The following is a 17,249-nucleotide window of genomic DNA, read 5'->3' as shown; positions in this document are numbered from 1 at the left end:
CGCCGGATCGGGAAATGTGCGGTGAGACACGCCCGCGCGACATCGCAACGAACGCATTCCGTCAACGACGGCTTGCGCGCCGCGCAGGCGCTGCGCCGGATGCTCAGGTCGCGCCGCCCGGCCCTGCATCCCGCCATTTGGCCGGCACGATCGCGTGCCATTCTCGCAGGAGCAGGTTTTTCACGGCGTCGGGATGCGCGGCCGACAGGCGCACCAGCACGATCGGCCAGCCCCCATAGTGGTCGGTTACGTAATACACGTCGGGTTCCGATTCGATCAGCCACGCGCGCTCGTCGGGGCCGACGCCCTTCACGACGAGCGTGTCGCCGTCCTCGCGCAGGCGCGCGAGCATCTTGCCCTTCACCCTGAGTGCGGGCGTGCCGTACGACGTGCCCTCCTCGACACCCCGCCATGCCAGCGCGATCCGCCGAACTTCATCGAATGTCACGATGCGCCTCCGCCCGTTGGTGATCGTCGTCCCGGACAACGTAGCGGAAATCGTGGCAGGCGCCTAGCCAAGCGGCGTCCCGCCGCGCGCCCGGCGACGCGCGTCTAGCGGCCGGCCGCGTGCGCCGCCACCGGCGCGCGACCGGTGGCCGCAACGATCGCGAACGCGATCGCATTCGCGGCCGCGCTGGCGAGGATCGGCACGAGATAGCCGCCGCCCGCGTCGTAGATGAAACCGGCTGCGGCAGGCCCGATCAGCGTACCGAACGCGACGCTCGTGTACAGCATGCCGATGATCGCGCTCACGTTGCGGCCGCCGAAGTAGTCCATCACGACGGCCGGCAGCACGGCGACCCAGCCGCCGTAGAACACGCCGAACACGAGTGCGAACGCGGCCAGCGTCGCGACGCTCCCGGCGCCGGCCCACGCGACGAGCGCGGCCGCCATGCCTGCGAACATCGCGAGCAGCGACGCGCGGCGGCCGAAGCGGTCGGCGACGCCGCCGAGGAAGAAGCGCCCTGCCGTGCTGCCGACACCGATCGCGCCGAGCAGCAGCACGGCCGTCGACGGCGCGACGCCATGATCGAGCGCGTACGGCACGAGATGCACGAACGGCACGAACACGCCGAACGAGCAGACGAGGCATGCCGCATACAGGCTCGCGAACGACCGCGACGTGACGGCCTCGCGCACGGTCGCGCCGGCGGGCGCGGATGAAGCGGCACCGGGCTGCCCGGTGCCCGATTGCGCACGCGCCGCATCGCCGTCGGGCAGCAATCCGCGCCCACGCGGATCGTTCTCGATCAGCAGCGACATGCCCGCGCCCACCACCACCGCGATCGCCGCGAGGGTGACGTACGCGCCGCGCCAGCCGACGTGCGCAATCAGCGCGGATGCGAGCGGCGGCATCACGAGCGTGCCGACGCCGATCCCCGCGACCGCAAGCCCCGACGCGAAGCCGCGCCGCCGCACGAACCAGCGTTGCACGGCGCCGACGGCCGGCACGTACGCGCAGCCGACGCCGAGGCCGACACCGAGCCCGTACGCGACATAGACCTGCAGCAGCGTATGCGCGGCACCGGCCGCCGCGAGACCGGCGGCCGTCAGCAACATGCCGGCGACGGCGAGCCGCCGGGAGCCGAAGCGATCGGCAAGCGGGCCGCTGACGATGCCGAAGCCGAAATACAGGAAGCCGGCCAGCGAGAACACGAGCGAGATCTGCCCGCGCGATGCCGCGAAATCACGCTGCAGCGATTCGACGAACGCGCTGAACGTGTATGCACTGCCGAAGCCGACGAACGTGACGGCGAACGCCGCCGCCACCACATACCAGCCGTAGAAGACGCGCGATGCGCGCAGGCCGCTCATGACGATCCTCCTCTCAGGTTCCGCCGGACGCCGCACGGCGCCCGGATTGCCTCATGGATATAGTTGAACTATGTTGATCGCATCGACAGCGCAAAACCCGCTCACGACGATACGATCCAATGCAACAACGGTACTCGTGCATGCTCGTCGCCTCAAACGATATTTCGTCGGTCTTTCGATTTAGAAAAACTCAATGATCCGTTCCCGCCTGCCACCGCTCAACGCGTTGCGTGCATTCGAGGCTGCCGCCCGCCACCTGTCGGTGAAATCGGCGGCCGAGGAGTTGTCGGTCACGCCGGGTGCGGTGAGCCAGATGATCCGCACGCTCGAGGCGCACCTCGGCGTACAACTGTTCGAGCGCGTGAATCGCGGCATCCTGCTGACCGCGGCGGGTCGCGACTACTTGCCGCCCGTGCGCAACGCGTTCCGGCAGATCGCCGACGCGTCGCAGCGCGTGTCGGGTGCCGCCGACAGCAGCGTGCTGACGGTGAGCGTCACACCCTTTTTTGCGTCCGCGTGGCTCGTGCCGCGCCTCGCGCAGTTCCGCGACGCGTGCCCGGGCGTCGACCTGCAGATCGTCACGAGCCACGCGCTCGCCGATTTCGCGCGCGACGGCGTCGACGTCGCGATCCGTCACGGTCTCGGCCGCTACATCGGCCTCTGCAGCGAACGGCTGCTGACCGTGGAGATCGTCGCGCTCGCGGCGCCGACACTCGTCGCACGGCTGGGCATGCCGGCGACACCCGCCGACCTGGCCGGATGGCCGCATCTGCACGACGCCGAGCGCAAGGGCTGGCACATCTGGTTCGACGCGCAGCGAATCGCCGATTTCGGCCCGCCGCGCGGCCCCGCATTCGACGATTCCGGCCTGTTGCTGCAGGCGATCCTCGCCGGCCAGGGCGCCGGCCTGCTGCCGGCGGCGATGGTGCGCAACGAGCTCGCGAGCGGCCGGCTCGTGCAGCTTGCCGACGTCGCGTGGCTCGACGATTTCGCGTACTACCTCGTCTATCCGCCGCATCATGCGGAGCGCGCGAAAGTCGCCGCGTTCCGCCGATGGATACTCGAGGCCGCACTGGCCGACGGAGCGGCGTCGATGACCGGCGCGGCGTAGCGTCGCTGCCCCGCAGGGCGGCGACGACGATCCTCGGCCGATCGGCTAACATGCGGCCCGCAACCGACAACGACATCCGGAGAGCGACCATGCCTGCCCTGCTTCGCCGCATGACGCGCATCGCGACCCTGTCGGCCGCGCTGTTCGTCGCGTGCGCCGCCCTGCCGCCCGCGGCGCATGCGTATCGCGCGTCGCCCGGCTACGCCAACGAGGCCGACCTCGACCGGCACGACACGTACCGCAATCGCGACGGCGACACCGTCCATGCGCCGGCCCACTCGAAATCGGGCCGCGTGCCCGAAGGCGCGAGCGCGCGCTGCCGCGACGGCACGTACAGCTTCAGCCGCCATCGGCGCGGCACCTGCTCGGGGCACGGCGGCGTCGCCGCGTGGCTGTGAACGCGGGTCGGCCGGATGGCCTGCGCGGTGCCAGCGGCAGCCGGCGGCGAAGTACAATACGCGTTCGCGCCGCCAACCTGCGGCGACACCGCCGCGCCCCGCGCGGCACGCTCCGTACCGAATCACCCGACGCCACGCACGCCCGCGCGCTGCGCGGCAGTCTCAACCCTTTCTGACTTTCACACCCAAATGGCCCAATACGTTTTCACGATGAACCGGGTCGGCAAGATCGTGCCGCCCAAGCGCCAGATCCTGAAGGACATCTCGCTGTCGTTCTTTCCCGGCGCGAAGATCGGCGTGCTCGGCCTGAACGGCTCGGGCAAGTCGACGCTGATCCGCATCATGGCGGGCGTCGACAACGAAATCGAAGGCGAAGCGACGCCGATGCCGAACCTGAACATCGGCTACCTGCCGCAGGAACCGCAGCTCGACCCGACGAAAACCGTGCGCGAAGCCGTCGAGGAAGGCCTCGGCGACCTGTTCCAGGCGAACAAGAAGCTCGAGGAAATCTACGCCGCATACGCGGAACCGGACGCCGACTTCGACGCACTCGCGGCCGAGCAGGCGAAGTACGAAGCGATCCTCGCGTCGAGCGACGGCGGCAGCCCCGAGCAGCAGCTCGAAGTGGCCGCCGACGCGCTGCGCCTGCCGGCGTGGGACGCGAAGATCGAGCACCTGTCGGGCGGCGAAAAGCGCCGCGTCGCGCTGTGCAAGCTGCTGCTCGAGAAGCCCGACATGTTGCTGCTCGACGAACCGACCAACCACCTCGACGCCGAATCGGTCGACTGGCTCGAGCAGTTCCTGGTGCGTTTCCCGGGCACGGTCGTCGCCGTCACCCACGATCGCTACTTCCTCGACAACGCGGCCGAGTGGATTCTCGAACTCGATCGCGGCCACGGCATTCCGTGGAAGGGCAACTACAGCAGCTGGCTCGACCAGAAGGAAGAGCGCCTGAAGCAGGAAGAAGCGTCTGAATCAGCGCGCCAGAAGGCGATCAAGAAGGAGCTGGAGTGGGTGCGCCAGAACCCGAAGGGCCGCCAGGCGAAGTCGAAGGCGCGTATCGCGCGCTTCGAGGAGCTGAACAGCCAGGAATACCAGAAGCGCAACGAAACGCAGGAAATCTTCATTCCGGTCGGCGACCGCCTCGGCAATGAAGTGATCGAGTTCAAGAACGTCAGCAAGTCGTTCGGCGACCGCCTGCTAATCGACAACCTGAACTTCAAGATTCCGGCCGGCGCGATCGTCGGCATCATCGGCCCGAACGGCGCCGGCAAGTCGACGCTGTTCAAGATGCTGACCGGCAAGGAACAACCGGATTCGGGCGAAGTCGTGATGGGCCCGACCGTGAAGCTCGCGTACGTCGACCAGAGCCGCGACGCGCTCGACGGCTCGAAGACGGTGTTCGAGGAAATCTCGGGCGGCGCCGACGTGCTGACGGTCGGCAAGTACGAAACGCCGTCGCGGGCATACATCGGCCGCTTCAACTTCAAGGGCGGCGACCAGCAGAAGATCGTCGGCAACCTGTCCGGCGGCGAACGCGGGCGCCTGCACCTCGCGAAGACGCTGATCTCCGGCGGCAACGTGCTGCTGCTCGACGAACCGTCGAACGACCTCGACGTCGAAACGCTGCGCGCGCTGGAAGACGCGCTGCTCGAATTCGCGGGCTCGGTGATGGTGATCTCGCACGATCGCTGGTTCCTCGACCGGATCGCGACGCACATCCTCGCGTTCGAAGGCGATTCGCAGGTCACGTTCTTCGACGGCAACTACCAGGAATACGAAGCCGACAAGCGTGCGCGCCTCGGCGAGGAAGCCGCGAAGCCGAAGCGTCTGCGCTACAAGCCGATCAGCCGCTGAACGGCGCGGCCCGTGCACCCGGCAGCGCGGCAACGCGGAGCCGGATGCGGAAAGCGGCCGCTGCCGGCTCGGCAAAACAAGAAAGCGGGCTCATGGCCCGCTTTTTTTATCTGTCTGACGTCGTCTGCCGGCAGACTACGCGAGCGCGCCCAGCTCGCGCAAACGCGCCTCGGTCGCGGCCGCGCTCGTGTGATGAATGCCGTGCCAGCCGAGCGCCGTCGCGGCCGCCGCGTTCTTCGCGTTGTCGTCGATGAACACGAGTTCGTGCGGCGCGATGCCCGGCAGGAACGGATCGATCCGCGCATGCATTTCACGGTAGATCGCCGGATCGGGTTTCACGAGCTTCACGCGGCCGGACACGACGATGTCCTTGAAGCGCCGCAGCACCGGGAAGTTGTCCCACGCATACGGAAACGTCTGCGCGGACCAGTTGGTCAGCCCGAAGAGCGGCATGCCCTGCGCATCGAGCCGGTCGACCAGCGCGGCGCCTTCGTCGAGCACGCCGCCGATCATCTCGTGCCAGCGCGCGTAGAACGCGCGGATCAGCGCCTCGTGCGCCGGAAACTTCGCGACGAGCTCGCTCGTTCCTTCGTCGATCGTCTGCCCGCCGTCCTGGCGGATCACCCAGTCCATCGCGCACACGTGCGTGAGGAACCAGCGGCGCTCGGCTTCGTCCGGAATCAGTTGCCGGTACAGATACTCGGGGCTCCAGTCGATCAGCACGCCGCCGAAATCGAACACCACCGCCTTGATCGTCATGCGAACTCCGTGGCGAGCACGTCGGCAAGCGGACGCGGCGTCACCGAATTGCCCGACAGCGTATTGTTTTCCCACACGAAGTGGTGATGCGCGACGATCTGCGCGGCCGACAGGTGCGTGCGCTCGTTCGTCGTGTGCAGGTCGGACACGACGGTCGTCCGGTAGCCGAGCAGTGCCGCGCGGCGCGCGGCCGAATCGACGCAGAACTCGGTCGCATAACCGCAGATCAGCACCGAACGGATGCCGTGGCCGTCGAGCTGCGGGGCGAGCGGCGTGTCGTGGAACGAATCGCTCATCTGCTTGCGGATGCGCCAGTCGGCACGCCCGACGATCAGTTCCTCATGCAGCGCCCAGCCTGGCGTGCCGGGCACGATATCGTCGTCCGCGTCGCCGTCGTGCTGCACGAAGCACACGGGCGCGTTCGCCGCGCGCGCCGCCGCCGTCAGCCGGTTGATGCCCGACACGACGTCGTCGAGCCGGTACGCGGGCCGCGCCCGCTGCACCAGTCCGCGCTGCATGTCGATCACGATCACTGCGGTGTCTGCCATCGGTTGCCCTCTCGATCATGGTCCGGCCGTCGCGCGGCCGTTGTCGCTCGTTGCGCGTCGCGTCAGATCGGCTGCGTGCGCGCGTCGAGCCACGCCTTCGCGTCGCCGCTCACGTGCCGGCCGACGCGCTCGCGCACGGTCGCGTGATACGTGTTCAGCCACGCGCGCTCTTCTTCATGCAGCATCTCGACCAGCACGCAGCGCGTGTCGATCGGACACAGCGTCAGCGTCTCGAACGCGAGGAAGTCGCCGAACTCGGTCTGCCCGCCCGCGCGGTTCACGACCAGGTTCTCGATCCGGATGCCCCATTTGCCGGGCCGGTACACGCCCGGCTCGATCGACGTGATCATCCCCTCTTCCATCGCGGTGTACGGCTCGGCCGGCGCGTAGTGCGAGATGACCTGCGGGCCCTCGTGCACGTTCAGGAAGTAGCCGACGCCGTGGCCTGTGCCGTGGCCGTAGTCGAGCCCGGCCGCCCACATCGGCGCGCGCGCGATCGCGTCGAGCATCGGCGAGCGAATGCCGCGCGGGAAACGTGCACGCGACAGCGCCATCATCGACTTCAGCACGATCGTGAAATCGCGGCGCTGCAGGTCGCTGACCGTGCCGACCGGCACGACGCGCGTGATGTCGGTCGTGCCGGTCGTGTACTGGCCGCCCGAATCGACGAGCAGCAGGCCGTCGCCGGCGATCGTCGCGTGCGACTCGGGCGTCGCGCGATAGTGCGGCATCGCACCGTTCGCGTTGAAGCCGGCGATTGTCGCGAAGCTCGGCGACACGTAGCCGGGGCGCCGCGCGCGCGCGGCCGTGAGCTGCTCGTCGATCGTCAGCTCGGTGATCGTCTCGCGGTTCACCGCCTGCTCGAACCACGCGAAGAATTCGGCGAGCGCGGCGCCGTCGTGCTCCATCGTCACGCGCACATGCTCGATCTCGGCGGACGTCTTGCGCGACTTCGCGAACGTCGACGGGTTCACGGCCTCGACCAGCTTCACGCCGGCCGGCACGGCCTCGAGCGTGCCGAACGTCACGCGGCGCGGGTCGATCAGCAGCGTCGCGCCGTCGGGCAGCGCCGCGAGCGCCGCGCGCGCGGCGTCATACGCGCGGACCTCGACGCCATCCCGCGCGAGCGACGCGGCCAGCGCCGGCGACACCTTGCCGTCGGCGACGAACAGCGTCGCGCGGTCGGCGCCGATCATCGCGTGCGCGACGAACACGGGGTTGAAGTTGACGTCGGCGCCGCGCAGGTTGAACAGCCACGCGAGATCGTCGAGCGTCGACACGAAATGCCATTGCGCGCCCTGCGCGTGCATCGCGCGGCGCACTTCGGCGAGCTTGCTTGCGCGCGTCGTGTCGGCCTGCGGCGCCACGTGCTCGAACACCGCGTCGTCCGGCAGCCCCGGGCGCTCAGGCCAGATCGCGTCGAGCAGGTCGAGATCGGTGCGCAGCGCGATGCCGCGCGCGCTGAGTGCGGCCGTCAGCGCGCGTGCCGCCGCGACGCCGAGCACGGCACCGTCGACGCCGACCGTCGCACCGGCCGACACGTTCTGCGCGAGCCAGTCGACATGCGGCGCGCTTTGCTGCCCGCCCGTCATCTTCATCAGCTGGACGCCCGTGCCGGCGAGTTCCGCCTCGGCCTGCACCCAGTAACGGCTGTCGACCCACAAGCCCGCGAAATCCGCGGTCACGACCAGCGTGCCGACCGAGCCCGTGAAACCGGACAGCCAGCGGCGCGCCTGCCAGCGTTCGGGCAGGTACTCGGACAGGTGAGGATCGGCGGACGGCACGAGATAGGCGGCCAGGCCCTCGCGGACCATCGCGCCGCGCAGCAGCGCGAGGCGAGCCGGCACCGACGAGACTTCGGGGAGACGGGCATTCATGATTTCACCTGAGAGCTTTCAGCGACGGGCAGACACCGCGACCGTCACGGCTACGGCGAGGAACGCGACACCGGTGCAGATCGGCCATTCGAGCGTTTCGCCATCGTAAAACAGTCCAGAGAGATTGCCGGCCATGCGCGCGGCGGCGGCGCCTGCGATGCCGACAAGCACCGCGATCCACCATGCCGGCCGGCCCGTGCGCCGCATCGGATGCAGCCACCGGCCGAACAGCCCGACGGCCGCTCCCAGGACAAGGATTCCAAACCAGTTCATTCGACGCCTTCTATAAATTCAGATTCGTCCCATAGGCGTGAACGTTGCCAGCGACTAGCATCGATTCATCCATGAACCCGAGACCAGCCGGGCGCCGCGAACATTCGAGTGTAGGGGCCGACCCGACGTTATGGCAAGCGCGCACCGGCAGCCGTATTGAAGAAATCCTCATGCGAATCGCCCTGATCGATCCGGAGGCACGTCATGCTGCGCTCCTGAACCGCCTGCTCTTCGCCGGCGGTCACGTGTGCCACGCGTTTCCGTCCAGCGCCGCGTTCTTCGAGTGGCTCGCCACCGATACATGCGACATGCTGATCACCGGCAACTGGGCCGGCGATCAGCCGGCCGAGGAAGTCATTCCGCGTGCGCAAGCGATCCTGCCCGGCCTGCCGGCCATCGCCGTGATGCAACTGCCACGCGAAAGCGAAGTCGTGTCATGCCTGCACGCGGGCGCCGACGACTGCCTCGTGCGCCCGGTGAGCGGGCCCGAGCTGCTCGCACGGGTGAATGCGCTGAGCCGGCGCGCCGGCGTCCGGCGGCCGCCGAATCGGTCGCGCGAAATGTATGGCGAATACGCCTTCGATGCGACCCACGGCCTCGTGCGCTTCGGCGACGTGGTCGTCGCGCTCACGCCGAAGGAGTTCCGCTTCGCGCAACTGCTGTTCGCGAACCTGTCCCGGCCCGTGTCGCGCGCCCATATCCTCGAAACCGTGTGGGCCCGCCGCCGCGACATGAAGTCGCGCACGCTCGACACGCACGCGTCCCGGCTGCGCAGCAAGCTGCAGTTGCTTCCGGAGCATGGCTACCGGCTTCTGCCGCTCTACGGCTACGGCTATCAGCTCGACCGCGTGCCGATCGAGCCCCCAAATTCGAGGCCACGCCACGCTGATGCCCGGTATGCCGCGAGTGAGGAAATCACCGAAACGCTATAATATGCGGCTAAACGATAGCCCTCGATATGCAACTCCTCACGATCGGAATCAACCACCACACTGCGCCTGTCGCCCTGCGCGAACGCGTGGCGTTTCCGCTCGAGCAAATCAAGCCGGCTCTCGTCACGTTCAAGAACGTGTTCCTCGGCCCCCAGGCGCCCAATGCGCCCGAAGCAGCGATCCTCTCCACCTGCAACCGCACCGAACTCTATTGCGCCACCGATGATCGGGCCGCACGCGAGGGGGCGATTCGCTGGCTGTCGGAGTACCACCGGATTCCGGTCGACGAGCTCGCGCCGCACGTCTACGCGCTGCCGCAGTCGGAAGCAGTCCGGCACGCATTCCGCGTCGCGTCGGGCCTCGACTCGATGGTGCTCGGTGAAACGCAGATTCTGGGCCAGATGAAGGACGCGGTGCGCACCGCGACGGAAGCCGGCGCGCTCGGCACCTACCTGAACCAGCTGTTCCAGCGCACGTTCGCCGTCGCGAAGGAAGTGCGCGGCACGACCGAGATCGGCGCGCAGTCGGTGTCGATGGCCGCCGCCGCCGTCCGCCTCGCGCAGCGCATCTTCGAAAAGGTTTCGGATCAGCGCGTGCTGTTCATCGGCGCCGGCGAGATGATCGAGCTGTGCGCGACGCACTTCGCCGCGCAGAGTCCGCGCGAGCTCGTCGTCGCGAACCGCACGGCCGAACGCGGCCAGCGGCTCGCCGAACGCTTCAACGGCCGCGCGATGCCGCTGTCGGATCTGCCCGCCCGCATGCACGAATTCGACATCATCGTGTCGTGCACCGCGTCGACGCTGCCGATCATCGGCCTCGGCGCAGTCGAACGCGCGGTGAAGGCACGCCGCCATCGGCCGATTTTCATGGTCGACCTCGCGGTACCGCGCGACATCGAGCCGGAAGTCGGCAAGCTGAAGGACGTGTTCCTCTACACCGTCGACGATCTCGGCGCGATCGTGCGCGAAGGCAACGCATCGCGCCAGGCCGCGGTTGCACAAGCCGAGACGATCATCGAGACGCGTGTGCAGAATTTCATGCAGTGGCTCGACACGCGTAGCGTCGTGCCGGTGATTCGTCACATGCATACGCAGGCCGACGCGCTGCGCCGCGCGGAAGTCGAGAAGGCGCAAAAGCTGCTCGCGCGCGGCGACGATCCGGCGGCCGTCCTCGAAGCGCTGTCGCAGGCGCTCACCAACAAGCTGATCCACGGCCCGACGAGCGCGCTCAACCGCGTGAACGGCGCCGACCGCGATTCGCTGATCGACCTGATGCGCGGCTTCTACCAGCACGCGCCGCGCTCGAACGACCAGTCCGGCCACTAGCGCCGGCCGGTTGCCCTGCCGCCGGCCGCGAGCCGGCCTATCCTTTTCGAATACCCTTGCCCGGGAGCGCCGCTCCACACCATGAAGACGAGCATGCAACGCAAGCTCGACCAGCTGTCTATCCGGCTGGCCGAACTGAACGACCTGCTGAGCCGCGAAAACGTCACGGCCGACCTCGACCAGTACCGCAAGCTGACGCGCGAACACGCGGAACTCGGCCCGGTCGTCGAGCAGTACGCGCTGTGGCGCCAGTCGCGCAGCGACGAGACGGCCGCGCAGGAACTGCTCGCCGATGCGTCGATGCGCGATTTTGCCGAAGAGGAAATTCGCAGCGCGCGCGAACGCATGGTTCGCCTCGAAGGCGAATTGCAGAAGATGCTGCTGCCCAAGGACCCGAACGACGACCGCAACATCTTCCTCGAAATCCGCGCCGGCACCGGCGGCGACGAATCGGCGCTGTTCGCGGGCGACCTGCTGCGCATGTACCTGCGCTTCGCGGAACGTCAGCGCTGGCAGGTCGAGATGATGTCGGAGAGCCCGTCGGACCTCGGCGGCTACAAGGAAGTGATCGTGCGGATCGCGGGCCAGGGCGCGTACTCGCGCCTGAAGTTCGAATCGGGCGGCCATCGTGTGCAACGCGTGCCGGCAACCGAGACGCAGGGGCGCATCCACACGTCCGCCTGCACGGTCGCGGTGATGCCGGAAGCCGACGAGATCGGCGAGGTCGAGATCAATCCGGCCGACCTGCGGATCGACACGTTCCGCGCGTCGGGCGCGGGCGGCCAGCACATCAACAAGACCGATTCGGCCGTGCGCGTCACGCACATCCCGACCGGGATCGTCGTCGAGTGCCAGGACGACCGTTCCCAGCACAAGAACAAGGATCGCGCGCTGAAAGTGCTCGCCGCGCGCATCAAGGACAAGCAGTATCACGAGCAGCACGCGAAGGAAGCGGCGACGCGCAAGAGCCTGATCGGCTCCGGCGACCGCTCGGAACGGATCCGCACGTACAACTTCCCGCAGGGCCGGATGACCGACCACCGGATCAACCTGACGCTGTACCGGCTCGAGGCGCTGATGGACGGCGATCTCGACGAACTGATCGGCGCGCTCGTCACCGAACACCAGGCCGAACTGCTCGCGTCGCTCGGCGACACCGACTGAGGTCGCGATGCCCGACACCACCGCCGTCGAACTGCTGCGCGCGTCGCCGCTCGACCCGGTCGATGCGCGCGTGCTGCTCGCATACGCGCTCGGCTGGACCCGCACGCAGTTGATCACGCGCGGCGACACCCCGCTCGAGCCGGCCGCGATCGCGCGCTACCAAGCGCTCGAAGCGCGCCGCGCGGCCGGCGAGCCGGTCGCGCAGCTCGTCGGGATGCGAGAATTCTTCGGCCGTCCGTTCGACGTGACGCCCGACGTGCTGATCCCGCGCCCGGAAACCGAACTGCTGGTCGAAGCCGCGCTCGACGCGATCGACGGACGGCCGCATCCGGCGGTGCTCGATCTGGGCACCGGCAGCGGCGCGATCGCCGTGTCGATCGCCGCCGAACGGCCCGATGCGCGCGTGTGGGCGCTCGACCGTTCGCCGGCCGCGCTCGAAGTCGCGCAACGCAACGCGAGCAAGCTGCTCGACGCGCGCCGCCCCGGCGGCCCGCTGCACTGGCTGCAGAGCAACTGGTACGCCGCGCTCGATCCGCTGCTCGCGTTCGACGCGATCGTCAGCAACCCGCCGTACATCGCGCAGCACGATCCGCACCTCGCGCAGGGCGACCTGCGGTTCGAGCCGCGCGGCGCGCTCACCGACGATGCCGACGGTCTCAGCGCGATCCGCACGATCGTCGCCGGCGCCGGCGCCTATCTGAAGCCCGGCGGCACGCTATGGATCGAGCACGGCTACGACCAGGCCGAAGCCGTGCGCGCATTGCTCCTGTCACGCGGCTTCATCGCGGTCGAATCGCTCGCCGATCTGGCCGCGATCGAACGCACGACGGGCGGCCGCCGGCCCGGCTGATGGCCGGCCCGCCCGGTTGAAATCCGCTATCATTTCGTTCTAACGCCCCGCAAACGCAAGGTCAGTCATGGACACCCAACAACGTATCAAGCAAATCGTCGACGAAAACCAGGTCGTGCTCTTCATGAAGGGCAACGCACAATTCCCGATGTGCGGCTTCTCGGGCCGCGCCGTGCAGGTGCTGAAGGCCTGCGGCGTCGACCAGTTCAAGACGGTCAACGTGCTGGAAGACGACGAAATCCGCCAGGGCATCAAGGAATTCTCGAACTGGCCGACCATTCCCCAGCTGTACGTGAAGGGCGAATTCATCGGCGGCTCGGACATCATGATGGAGATGTACCAGTCCGGCGAACTGCAGCAACTGTTCGCCGCCGCGTAACGCCCCCTTCCCGATGGCATCTCCCAGCGCGCCGCCACGCCGGCTGATCGTCGCGATCACCGGCGCCACCGGCGCGGTCTATGGCGTGCGGCTGCTCGAACTGCTGCGCGCCGCCGGCGGCGTCGAAACGCATCTGCTGGTTTCGAACGCCGGCTGGCTCAATATCCAGCATGAACTGAAGCTGTCGAAGGCCGAGGTCGAAAGCCGGGCGGATGTCGTGCATTCGGTGCGCGATGTCGGCGCGACGATCGCATCCGGTTCGTTCGCGACCGACGGGATGGTGATCGCGCCCTGCTCGATGAAGACGCTCGCGAGCGTCGCGCACGGCCTGTCGGACAACCTGATCACGCGCGCGGCCGACGTCACGCTGAAGGAACGCCGCCGCCTCGTGCTGATGGTGCGCGAAACGCCGTTCAACCTCGCGCATTTGCGCAACATGACCGCCGTGACCGAAATGGGCGGCATCGTGTTTCCCCCGCTGCCCGCGTTCTACGCGATGCCGAAGACGATCGAGGAACTCGTCGACCAGACCGTCACCCGCGTCCTGGATCTGTTCGCACTCAGTGCACCGATGACGACACCGTGGGCTGGCATCCGGCCAGCAGGGTAAGCCGCTCGACACCGCGCTTCGGCGCCGTTCTTCACGCATCTTCGCCGATTCAGCCACCTTCCCGCTCGATCCGGCAATCTCAAGCCTCAACCTGCCATCGAAGGCCCGAAGCCGCCCAATTATCAACAAACAAGATTCAATCAAATTCCATTTAGCCGGTTTATCAATGTTTGGTGTGCGCCTATAGTCACAGGCAAATCCCTTTTGCAGGCTCCCCACCATGAACCGCTTGCCCTCGCTTTATCTGTCCCACGGCGCCCCGACGCTGCCGATCGACCCGACACTCCCCTCCGGTGCGTTCACGCACCTCGGCGCCGAGTTGCCTCGCCCGCGCGCGGTGCTGATGCTGTCCGCGCACTGGGGCACGCAACAGCCGGTCGCGAGCGTGGCCGCGCATCCTGAAACGATTCACGACTTCTACGGCTTCCCGCGCGCACTGTACGAAATCCAGTACCCGGCGCCAGGCGCGCCTGAGGTCGCCGAACGGGCGGCCGCGCTGCTGAATGCAGCCGGCATCCCGACCGCGACGACCGAGCACGGCCTCGATCACGGCGCGTGGGTGCCGATGCTGCTGATGTTCCCGGAGGCCAACGTGCCCGTCGCGCAGTTGTCGATCCAGCCGCGTGCGGACGCCGCCCATCACTTCGCGCTCGGCCGCGCGCTGCGGCCGCTGCGCGACGAAGGCGTGATGGTGATCGGCTCGGGCCAGATCACGCACAACCTGCGCGCGGCCGATTTCGGCGCGGCGCCCGAGGATGCGGACCCGCGCGTCGCGGAATTCACCGACTGGTTCGAGGCGAAGCTCGCCGCGCGCGATGTCGACGCGCTGCTCGACTATCGCCGGCAGGCGCCGCATGCAGCGCTGATGCATCCGACCGACGAACACCTGCTGCCGGTGTTCACCGCGCTCGGCGCGGCCGACGACGACTACCAGCTCGGCATCCAGTCGCTCGGCACGTATCAACGCGTGCTCGCGATGACGAACTACGTGTTCGGGAGCGCGGCCGCCTGAATCCGGCGACACGGCCGGCGGCAGCAAACAAAAAGCCCGCCCGAGCAGCGCTCGGACGGGCTTTTTCAACGCTTTCCGCCACCGCCGATTCCGGTGGCGGGTCAGGCGTCAGGCACCGACCCCTTCGAGGATCTCGTCGTGCGACTCACGCTCGTCGAGATATTGGGTCCGGTAGCCCGTGTTCACGCCCCAGAAGTAGAACACCAGCGAGATGGCCGCGACGATCAGCATGTCCCAGCCGTACGGCAGCACACCGTAACCGCCGAACTCCTTGCTGCCGATCAGCGACAGCACGGCCATCGTCGGCAGGTACGCGACCAGCCACCACGCGGCCTTCAGGTCGGCGCCCCAGCCGGTCCAGCCCGACTTCGCCTGGAAGTAGAAATACACCGGCAGCGCGACGATCATCAGCAGGATGATTTCGCCCGTCAGCGGCCACTTCGCCCAGTACAGGATCAGCGACGCGCAGACGAACGCGAACGGTGCGATCAGCTTCATCAGCGGGATCGACAGCGGACGCTCGATGTCGGTCGCCGCGCGGCGCAGCGCCATCAGGCTGATCGGGCCGGTCAGGTACGAGATCACCGTCGCGACCGAAATCACCGCCGCGAGCGAGCTCCAGCCGCGGAAGAAGAACAGGAAGATGAACGACACGAGCAGGTTGAACCACATCGCCTGGCGCGGCACGCCGTAGATCGGGTGCACGTTGCCGAACATCTTCGGCATCGTGTTGTTGCGTTCCATCGCGTAGATCATGCGGGTGGTCGTCGCCATGTAGGTCGTACCGGTGCCGCTCGGGCTGATGAACGCGTCGACATACAGCAGGATCGCGAGCCAGTTCAGGTTCAGCGCGATCGCGAGTTCCGCGAACGGCGACGAGAAGTTGAAGTGCGCCCAGCCCTTCGCGACGTCGGCCGGGTTCACCGAGCCGATGTACGCCATTTGCAGCAGCACGTAGATCACGAGTGCGATCAGGATCGACGTGATTACCGCGAACGGCACGCTGCGCGACGGATTGCGCGCTTCACCGGCCAGGTTCACCGGGCTCTGGAAGCCGTTGAACGCGAACACGATGCCGCTCGTCGCGACCGCGGTCAGCACGGCCGACCAGCCGTACGGCGCGAAGCTTGCATTCGACGCGGTGCCGAGGTTTTCCGAATGGAAGCTCGACATCATCAGGCCGAGGATCGTGAGGCCGGGGATCAGGAACTTGAAGATCGTGATCGCGGTGTTCGCACGCGCGAAGGCCTTGACGCCCCAGTAGTTCAGCATGAAATAGATGACGACCAGCACGGCCGACAGCAGCAGGCCGGGTGTCGTCAGCTCGCCGTTCACGAACAACGCGTGCGCCCACGGATACTGCCACGTGCTCATGTACTGGATCGATGCTTCCGCCTCGATCGGAATCACCGATACGATCGCGATCCAGTTCGCCCATGCGCTGATGAAGCCCACCAGCGAACCATGCGAGTAGCGCGCGTAGCGCACCATGCCGCCCGACTCGGGGAACATCGCGCCCAGTTCGGCATACGTCAGCGCAATCGCGAGAATCACGACCGCGCCGATGACCCATGCGCAAATCGCCGCCGGACCGGCAATCTTCGCAGCCTTCCAGGCGCCGAACAGCCAGCCCGAGCCGATAATCGAACCCAGTCCCGTCAGCATGAGTGCAAACGGGCCGATGTTCCGTTGAATAGAACTCTTCACATCCTCTCCTATGTCTCAAAAAGCATGGTCGGCCCGCTGTCCGGGATCGGCTCGGATAGCACCGCGCATGCAATTTTGGGGGGAAGGATCACCCGATCGGGGCAACCCTTCCACGCGGCGCGTAGTTTAACGGTTGCACCTCCAAGTTGGCGCCAAAATCGTTCGGCCCCTACAAAAAATTCGCGTCGTTTGCAAGGTTTGTAAACCTTAACTCCGCAATAACCCTGAGTGCATGGAAATACGGTTGACCGCGCGCCCGAATAGCCGTATAAACAACGTTGCAGGATTTCAAGCGGCGAGTGAATTGGTTCTTTCGTAGTTCGCCCATCAACGGTACTCCGGTTGGTCCCATTACCCCCTTCCTTGATTTTCCGCACCCATGGGCCTCGGCCCCGTTTTATCTTTTTAGGAACAAGTAACATGGCAACCGGTACCGTCAAGTGGTTCAATGACGCAAAGGGCTTCGGCTTCATCACCCCGGAAGGCGGCGGCGACGATCTGTTCGCGCACTTCTCGGAAATCCGCGTCGAAGGCTTCAAGACGCTGCAAGAAAACCAGAAGGTTGAATTCGAAGTGAAGACGGGCCCGAAGGGTCTGCAAGCTGCGAACATCCGTCCGGTCTAAGTTCGGCG

18 protein-coding genes are annotated in these 17,249 nt (G+C 67.1%); 11 read left to right on the top strand and 7 right to left on the bottom strand.

What is annotated here, in order from left to right; genetic code table 11:
- Nucleotides 1-103 precede the first annotated feature (103 nt).
- Together ACV22V_RS27250 and ACV22V_RS27245 are read right to left on the bottom strand one after the other, a co-directional pair.
- Nucleotides 104-448: an MmcQ/YjbR family DNA-binding protein gene (locus ACV22V_RS27250; protein WP_448016056.1), complete on the bottom strand. Its 345-nt coding sequence runs from the start codon at nucleotides 446-448 to the stop codon at nucleotides 104-106.
- A 104-nt stretch (nucleotides 449-552) separates the two neighbouring features.
- Nucleotides 553-1,815 carry an MFS transporter gene (locus ACV22V_RS27245; protein WP_448016055.1) on the bottom strand — a complete coding sequence of 421 codons (1,263 nt, stop codon included), beginning with the start codon at nucleotides 1,813-1,815 and terminating at the stop codon, nucleotides 553-555.
- Between the two features lie 193 nt (nucleotides 1,816-2,008).
- On the opposite strand from ACV22V_RS27245, the gene gcvA reads away from it, so the two are divergent.
- The 3 genes from gcvA (at nucleotide 2,009) to ettA (ending at nucleotide 5,181) form a co-directional block, all read left to right on the top strand.
- Nucleotides 2,009-2,926, top strand: coding sequence for a transcriptional regulator GcvA (gene gcvA, locus ACV22V_RS27240; RefSeq protein ID WP_448016054.1), 918 nt, complete (start codon nucleotides 2,009-2,011; stop codon nucleotides 2,924-2,926).
- Nucleotides 2,927-3,015: 89 nt separating this feature from the next.
- Nucleotides 3,016-3,324 carry a DUF3761 domain-containing protein gene (locus ACV22V_RS27235; RefSeq protein ID WP_059532727.1) on the top strand — a complete coding sequence of 103 codons (309 nt, stop codon included), beginning with the start codon at nucleotides 3,016-3,018 and terminating at the stop codon, nucleotides 3,322-3,324.
- Nucleotides 3,325-3,513: 189 nt separating this feature from the next.
- Entirely contained in the window at nucleotides 3,514-5,181 is a 1,668-nt protein-coding gene (ettA, locus tag ACV22V_RS27230) for an energy-dependent translational throttle protein EttA (RefSeq protein ID WP_059532730.1), read from the top strand.
- A gap of 135 nt (nucleotides 5,182-5,316) precedes the next feature.
- Here ettA and ACV22V_RS27225 read toward each other — a convergent pair whose 3' ends face one another.
- From ACV22V_RS27225 to ACV22V_RS27210, 4 genes are all read right to left on the bottom strand, one after another.
- Entirely contained in the window at nucleotides 5,317-5,940 is a 624-nt protein-coding gene (locus ACV22V_RS27225; protein WP_059532732.1) for an HAD family hydrolase, read from the bottom strand.
- Entirely contained in the window at nucleotides 5,937-6,488 is a 552-nt protein-coding gene (locus tag ACV22V_RS27220; protein WP_448016053.1) for a cysteine hydrolase family protein, read from the bottom strand. Before ACV22V_RS27220 ends, ACV22V_RS27225 begins: the two co-directional genes overlap by 4 nt.
- Nucleotides 6,489-6,550: 62 nt before the next feature.
- Nucleotides 6,551-8,365, bottom strand: coding sequence for an aminopeptidase P family protein (locus ACV22V_RS27215; RefSeq protein ID WP_448016052.1), 1,815 nt, complete (start codon nucleotides 8,363-8,365; stop codon nucleotides 6,551-6,553).
- Between the two features lie 18 nt (nucleotides 8,366-8,383).
- Complete coding sequence (locus tag ACV22V_RS27210; protein ID WP_059532740.1) at nucleotides 8,384-8,638, bottom strand: hypothetical protein; 255 nt, start codon at nucleotides 8,636-8,638, stop codon at nucleotides 8,384-8,386.
- Nucleotides 8,639-8,808: 170 nt separating this feature from the next.
- On the opposite strand from ACV22V_RS27210, the gene ACV22V_RS27205 reads away from it, so the two are divergent.
- The 7 genes from ACV22V_RS27205 to ACV22V_RS27175 all read left to right on the top strand — a co-directional run bounded on the left by ACV22V_RS27205 (nucleotide 8,809) and on the right by ACV22V_RS27175 (nucleotide 14,910).
- The gene (locus ACV22V_RS27205) at nucleotides 8,809-9,570 is read left to right on the top strand and encodes a response regulator transcription factor (protein WP_059465274.1); all 762 of its coding nucleotides are present in this window, start codon (nucleotides 8,809-8,811) and stop codon (nucleotides 9,568-9,570) included.
- A gap of 26 nt (nucleotides 9,571-9,596) precedes the next feature.
- On the top strand, nucleotides 9,597-10,895 hold the full coding sequence (gene hemA, locus ACV22V_RS27200) for a glutamyl-tRNA reductase (RefSeq protein ID WP_059465273.1): 1,299 nt from the start codon (nucleotides 9,597-9,599) through the stop codon (nucleotides 10,893-10,895).
- A gap of 81 nt (nucleotides 10,896-10,976) precedes the next feature.
- Nucleotides 10,977-12,059 carry a peptide chain release factor 1 gene (gene prfA / locus ACV22V_RS27195; RefSeq protein ID WP_059532743.1) on the top strand — a complete coding sequence of 361 codons (1,083 nt, stop codon included), beginning with the start codon at nucleotides 10,977-10,979 and terminating at the stop codon, nucleotides 12,057-12,059.
- 7 nt (nucleotides 12,060-12,066) lie between these two features.
- Entirely contained in the window at nucleotides 12,067-12,909 is an 843-nt protein-coding gene (gene prmC, locus ACV22V_RS27190; RefSeq protein ID WP_448016051.1) for a peptide chain release factor N(5)-glutamine methyltransferase, read from the top strand.
- A 67-nt stretch (nucleotides 12,910-12,976) separates the two neighbouring features.
- Complete coding sequence (gene grxD, locus ACV22V_RS27185) at nucleotides 12,977-13,288, top strand: Grx4 family monothiol glutaredoxin (RefSeq protein ID WP_011883132.1); 312 nt, start codon at nucleotides 12,977-12,979, stop codon at nucleotides 13,286-13,288.
- 13 nt (nucleotides 13,289-13,301) lie between these two features.
- Nucleotides 13,302-13,898, top strand: a complete 597-nt coding sequence (locus ACV22V_RS27180) for a UbiX family flavin prenyltransferase (protein WP_059532749.1) — start codon at nucleotides 13,302-13,304, stop codon at nucleotides 13,896-13,898.
- A gap of 220 nt (nucleotides 13,899-14,118) precedes the next feature.
- The gene (locus ACV22V_RS27175) at nucleotides 14,119-14,910 is read left to right on the top strand and encodes a DODA-type extradiol aromatic ring-opening family dioxygenase (RefSeq protein WP_448016050.1); all 792 of its coding nucleotides are present in this window, start codon (nucleotides 14,119-14,121) and stop codon (nucleotides 14,908-14,910) included.
- 108 nt (nucleotides 14,911-15,018) lie between these two features.
- Here ACV22V_RS27175 and ACV22V_RS27170 read toward each other — a convergent pair whose 3' ends face one another.
- Nucleotides 15,019-16,617 (bottom strand): APC family permease, encoded by a 1,599-nt coding sequence (locus ACV22V_RS27170; protein ID WP_059532754.1) that lies wholly within the window; start codon nucleotides 16,615-16,617, stop codon nucleotides 15,019-15,021.
- A gap of 420 nt (nucleotides 16,618-17,037) precedes the next feature.
- Between ACV22V_RS27170 and ACV22V_RS27165 the strand changes: the two genes are divergently transcribed.
- Entirely contained in the window at nucleotides 17,038-17,241 is a 204-nt protein-coding gene (locus ACV22V_RS27165; RefSeq protein WP_006477070.1) for a cold-shock protein, read from the top strand.
- Nucleotides 17,242-17,249 lie beyond the last annotated feature (8 nt).

It is taken from the genome of Burkholderia sp. AW33-5, assembly GCF_053427615.1.
The sequence above is the reverse complement of the archived record's forward strand: the minus strand, read 5'-3'. Positions and strand labels throughout refer to the sequence as shown.

Coding starts and splice junctions, on each gene's coding strand:
- ACV22V_RS27215 (WP_448016052.1), bottom strand. CDS start 8,365: ATGAATGCCCGTCTCCCCGAAGTCTCGTCGGTGCCGGCTCGCCTCGCG.
- ACV22V_RS27165 (WP_006477070.1), top strand. CDS start 17,038: ATGGCAACCGGTACCGTCAAGTGGTTCAATGACGCAAAGGGCTTCGGC.
- hemA (WP_059465273.1), top strand. CDS start 9,597: ATGCAACTCCTCACGATCGGAATCAACCACCACACTGCGCCTGTCGCC.
- ACV22V_RS27205 (WP_059465274.1), top strand. CDS start 8,809: ATGCGAATCGCCCTGATCGATCCGGAGGCACGTCATGCTGCGCTCCTG.
- grxD (WP_011883132.1), top strand. CDS start 12,977: ATGGACACCCAACAACGTATCAAGCAAATCGTCGACGAAAACCAGGTC.
- ACV22V_RS27180 (WP_059532749.1), top strand. CDS start 13,302: ATGGCATCTCCCAGCGCGCCGCCACGCCGGCTGATCGTCGCGATCACC.
- ACV22V_RS27235 (WP_059532727.1), top strand. CDS start 3,016: ATGCCTGCCCTGCTTCGCCGCATGACGCGCATCGCGACCCTGTCGGCC.
- ettA (WP_059532730.1), top strand. CDS start 3,514: ATGGCCCAATACGTTTTCACGATGAACCGGGTCGGCAAGATCGTGCCG.
- ACV22V_RS27245 (WP_448016055.1), bottom strand. CDS start 1,815: ATGAGCGGCCTGCGCGCATCGCGCGTCTTCTACGGCTGGTATGTGGTG.
- prfA (WP_059532743.1), top strand. CDS start 10,977: ATGAAGACGAGCATGCAACGCAAGCTCGACCAGCTGTCTATCCGGCTG.
- ACV22V_RS27225 (WP_059532732.1), bottom strand. CDS start 5,940: ATGACGATCAAGGCGGTGGTGTTCGATTTCGGCGGCGTGCTGATCGAC.
- gcvA (WP_448016054.1), top strand. CDS start 2,009: ATGATCCGTTCCCGCCTGCCACCGCTCAACGCGTTGCGTGCATTCGAG.
- ACV22V_RS27175 (WP_448016050.1), top strand. CDS start 14,119: ATGAACCGCTTGCCCTCGCTTTATCTGTCCCACGGCGCCCCGACGCTG.
- ACV22V_RS27220 (WP_448016053.1), bottom strand. CDS start 6,488: ATGGCAGACACCGCAGTGATCGTGATCGACATGCAGCGCGGACTGGTG.
- prmC (WP_448016051.1), top strand. CDS start 12,067: ATGCCCGACACCACCGCCGTCGAACTGCTGCGCGCGTCGCCGCTCGAC.
- ACV22V_RS27210 (WP_059532740.1), bottom strand. CDS start 8,638: ATGAACTGGTTTGGAATCCTTGTCCTGGGAGCGGCCGTCGGGCTGTTC.